Source organism: Pinirhizobacter sp., assembly GCF_035317885.1.
GTDB lineage: Bacteria > Pseudomonadota > Gammaproteobacteria > Xanthomonadales > Rhodanobacteraceae > Pinirhizobacter.
This window is the reverse complement of the sequence record NZ_DATHFX010000032.1, coordinates 1-4,020: the sequence shown is the minus strand read 5'-3', so window position 1 is coordinate 4,020 and position 4,020 is coordinate 1. Positions and strand designations below refer to the sequence as shown.

Sequence of the window (4,020 nt, the reverse complement as noted above, 5' to 3'; positions counted from 1 at the left end):
GGCGAGCCGGGATCCAGCAGCGCGCGAATGCGTTCGCGGGGCAGCAGTTTGCCGCGGGCTTCGTGTTTCTCCCGCGCCTTGGCGCCACCGCCGCCGGCCACGCGGGCCAGTTGCGTGCGCAGGTCGTCGACCAGCCCTTGCATGTGGGCGCTGGCGGCAAGGAAATCGGCCGAATGCGGATCGAGCTGCGAGGTGATGAGGGGCATGCGTAGGCCGCGCTGGTGGGCAGCGGGTAATCATAGCGGTGCCGGCGGGCTCAGGGTCGTGGCGGTGCAACATAAGCGGGTATTGCCACGCGCCGTAGCTGCGACATGCCTGCCAGGCGCGGGCACAAAAAAAGGGCCGGCCGCGCGAAGCGGGCCGGCCCTTGGTATTGCTTTATTACTGCTTCTTGGCGTCGTCAGCCGACGACTTGGCATTGTCCGCCGCGTCCTTGGCGTTGTCGGCGGCCTTGCCAGCCTGGTCGGCGGCGTTGCTGGCTGCGTCCTTGGACATCGAGGACATCGCGCCACCGGAGGTGCCGGCGGAAGCCGCGGCATTGGAAGCCTGGTTGGCCGCCTGGCTGGCCTGGTCGGCCGAGCTCTGTGCCTGCTGCGCGGCCTGGGTGGTGGCCTGGTTCTGCGCGGACTCCGCAGCCTGCTGGGCCTTGTCGGCCTGCTGCTGGGCATCGGCAGCCTGCTTCTGGGCATCCTGCGCGGAATCCTGCGCGCCGTTGCTGCATGCCGCCAGCAACGCGACGAGCGCGGAGGCGAGTAGGGTACGCGTAACAGTCATTGATATCTCCTTAGCCGTGGAATGCCGTTTGGCGGGCGTATTAATAGCGCAGCTACCGTGGATAAGCCACCGCAGCGCGCTTGTGTCTTCAGGGCGCATTAAAGGCAGGCAAAACATCGTGCATGCAGGCACGACGCGGTGCACGTGGCGTGTTCGCGCCACGTGCACCTAATCTTCACCTAGGGTATTTGCACCGCAACCGCGGTGGCTTCGCCGCCGCCGATGCAAAGAGACGCCACGCCCCGACGCAAGCCTCGCTTACGCAGCGCATGGATAAGCGTTACCAGCACGCGCGCGCCGCTGGCGCCGATCGGGTGGCCGAGCGCGCACGCACCGCCGTTGACGTTGATCTTGTCGTGCGCAATACCCAGTTCGCGCATCGCCGCCATCGGCACCACGGCAAAGGCTTCGTTGACTTCGAACAGGTCGACGTCGTCGACTTTCCAGCCGGCCTTTTCCAGCACCTTGGTGATGGCGCCGACGGGCGCGGTGGTAAACCATTCCGGTTCCTGCGAATGCGTGGCGTGCGCGACGATGGTGGCGAGCACGTTCAGGCCACGGCGGTTGGCTTCGCCTTCGGAGGTCAGGACCAGCGCTGCGGCGCCGTCGGAAATCGACGAGGAACTTGCCGCGGTGATCGTGCCGTTTTCCTTGCGGAAGGCGGGCTTCAGCGTAGGCACCTTGGCCACGTCCGATCGGCCCGGTTGTTCATCGGTGTCGACATCGACGGTGCCCTTGCGACCGGCAACGCTCACCTTGACGATCTCTTCGGCGAAGCTGCCATTGGCCTGGGCGGCCTTGGCGCGTTCCACCGATGCGATGGCGAAGGCGTCCTGTTCTTCACGGGTGAAGTGGTACTTGTCGGCGCACGATTCGCCGAACACACCCATGGCCTTGCCGTCGTAGGGGTTGGTCAGACCGTCCCATGCCATGTGATCCACCAGTTGGCCATCGCCATAGCGGATGCCTGTGCGCGCGTTGACCATGTGCGGTGCATTGGTCATCGACTCCATGCCACCGGCCACCAAGATGGTGGCGGAGCCTGCGCGGATAATGTCGTGCCCCAGCATCACCGCCTTCATGCCCGAACCACAGACCTTGTTGATGGTGGTGCAGCCGGTGCCCACCGGCAGGCCGGCGGCAAGCGACGCCTGGCGCGCCGGGGCCTGGCCGAGATTGGCGGGCAATACGCAGCCCATGATCACTTCGCTGACATCCGCCGCAGGAACCTGCGCCTGCTCAAGCGCGGCACGGATCGCCGTGGCACCGAGGGTAGGCGTGGGCACGCCGGTGAACTGGCCGAGGAAGGAACCAATCGCCGTGCGCCGCGCGCCGACGATGACCACGTTCATGTCGCTCATCTAAGGGAACTCCAGGTGACGGCGGGGCGCCATCCATAGCCACCGATTATCGCAGCGGGGTGTTCATGCGGCAAACGTGCATTCCATCGCTGATATTTAACGACAATATGCGAATATCACCCCGAAGCGGGGTAGATGGCATCGATGCCCGGAAAACGCAAGGGGAATTCAAGCATGGCGGGTAATGAAAAGACCTGGGTCCGCAAGGACCTCGCCGTTGCCGTGTGTTTGGCACTCACCTTGGCCGGTTGTTCGGGCGGCGGCGGAAGCAAGCCTTCGACGGTAGTGACCCCTCCGGTCACGCCCCCGGTCACGCCCCCGGTCACACCGCCCACGGTGCCCAATCCACCGGTCAACGCGCAGATTGCCCTGACCCATGCCGACGTCGCCCAGGCCGCGGGGTTCAAGGGCCAGGGCGTGGTGATCGGCATCGTCGACACCGGCGTATCGCGCAATCATCCGGCGCTGGCCGGACGGGTCACCGCCAACTTCAATTTCGTCGATTCGCCCCCGAACAACCTGAGTGTCGACGACGTGGTCGGACATGGCACGGCCGTGGCCGAGATCGCCGCGGGCGTTCCGTTCGGCAACTTCGCCGGTGGGATCGCGCCGCAATCCACCATCGTCTCGGCGCGCATCATCGACGACAAGGAACCGACGGATGACGGCACCGGTAACGGCAACCAGGTCACTGGCGCTGGCGATCTTTTAGACGTCAACAACAAGCTCAGCGCAAACGGCGTCAGGGTGATGAACAATTCCTGGGGTGGGCTGTATTGGGACGCCACCGCCACTGCCACCACGCAAAGCTTCCACGATGCCTACGAACCGTTCATCACCGGCGGTGGCCTGGTGGTGTTTGCCGCAGGCAACGATTCGAAGGCCAATCCGTCCGACACGGCGGCCTTACCCTCGCGCGCCGCGGACCTTGAGCACGGGTGGCTTACCGTTGTGGCGCTGGACAGCAACAACCCGACCCAGCTGGCGAGCTATTCGAACCAGTGCGGCTTGGCCATGAGTTACTGCCTGGCGGCCCCGGGCGATGTCATCGTCAGCGGCCAGAACGACACCAGGACCAGCGAGACTTATTTTATCTACCAGGGCACGTCGCTCTCAGCGCCCCAGGTCACTGGAGCAGCAGCCGTGGTCTGGTCGGCCTTCCCGTATTTCACCAACGACAACGTCCGGCAGACTTTGCTCGGTACCGCGACGGACCTTGGCACCACTGGACCGGACTCGACCTTCGGCTATGGCGCGCTCAACGTCGGCAAGGCGATCCTTGGGCCCGCCCAGTTCGACTGGGGCGACTTCACAGTCAACATCGGTACTACCAAGTCCGTCTGGGGTAATGACATCGGTGGTGACGGCAATCTCGTCGTCAACGGAACGACCGGCCAGCTGACGCTCAACGGCGCAAATAACTATATGGGCTTGACCACCGTGAATGGTGGCACCCTGACGGCGCTAAAGCCGTTCACCGGAACCGTTCAAACCGCAGCCCTCGGCACGCTTGAGCTCGGAGGGGCATCAGGCAGCGGCGTGGGCGGTAACCTGCTCAACCAGGGCACCGTGAAGATGCAGGGCAACGTGGCGGTGGGTGGCAATTTCAACCAGTCCGCCGGCGCTACCCTCTCCACCTACCTTGGGGCCGTGTTGCAAGTCGGCGGCACTGCCACGCTTGGCGGCAATCTCTATTTCGCCGGCGCCACGCAGGGCTACGTCAGTTCCTCGCACCAGTCGATCCTGGCCGCTTTTGGTGGTGTCACCGGCACGTTTGCCAATGTCACCTCGGCGCCCAGCGTGATGCTCAACACCTCAGTGGTCTATGCCGCCGATGAGGTCTGGATCGATGCCACCCGGGTGAACGTCACGCAGGTAACGGGCG

Annotated in this window: 3 protein-coding genes and 1 pseudogene; 1 reads left to right on the top strand and 3 read right to left on the bottom strand. The window is 64.6% G+C overall.

Annotated elements, in window-relative coordinates; translation table 11 throughout:
• The 3 genes and pseudogenes from VK519_RS01045 to VK519_RS01035 form a co-directional block, all read right to left on the bottom strand.
• Nucleotides 1-206 (bottom strand): annotated as a pseudogene (locus VK519_RS01045) (methylcrotonoyl-CoA carboxylase); the annotation flags it as partial.
• Nucleotides 207-381: 175 nt separating this feature from the next.
• Entirely contained in the window at nucleotides 382-774 is a 393-nt protein-coding gene (locus VK519_RS01040; RefSeq protein WP_324346817.1) for a hypothetical protein, read from the bottom strand.
• A gap of 179 nt (nucleotides 775-953) precedes the next feature.
• Entirely contained in the window at nucleotides 954-2,135 is a 1,182-nt protein-coding gene (locus VK519_RS01035; protein WP_324346815.1) for an acetyl-CoA C-acyltransferase, read from the bottom strand.
• Between the two features lie 174 nt (nucleotides 2,136-2,309).
• Between VK519_RS01035 and VK519_RS01030 the strand changes: the two genes are divergently transcribed.
• The coding region (locus VK519_RS01030) for a S8 family peptidase (protein WP_324346813.1) at nucleotides 2,310-4,020 on the top strand (1,711 nt) is incomplete at its 3' end.

Excerpts from the sequence above, each read along its gene's own strand:
- VK519_RS01035 (WP_324346815.1), bottom strand. The coding sequence starts at position 2,135 with ATGAGCGACATGAACGTGGTCATCGTCGGCGCGCGGCGCACGGCGATT.
- VK519_RS01040 (WP_324346817.1), bottom strand. The coding sequence starts at position 774 with ATGACTGTTACGCGTACCCTACTCGCCTCCGCGCTCGTCGCGTTGCTG.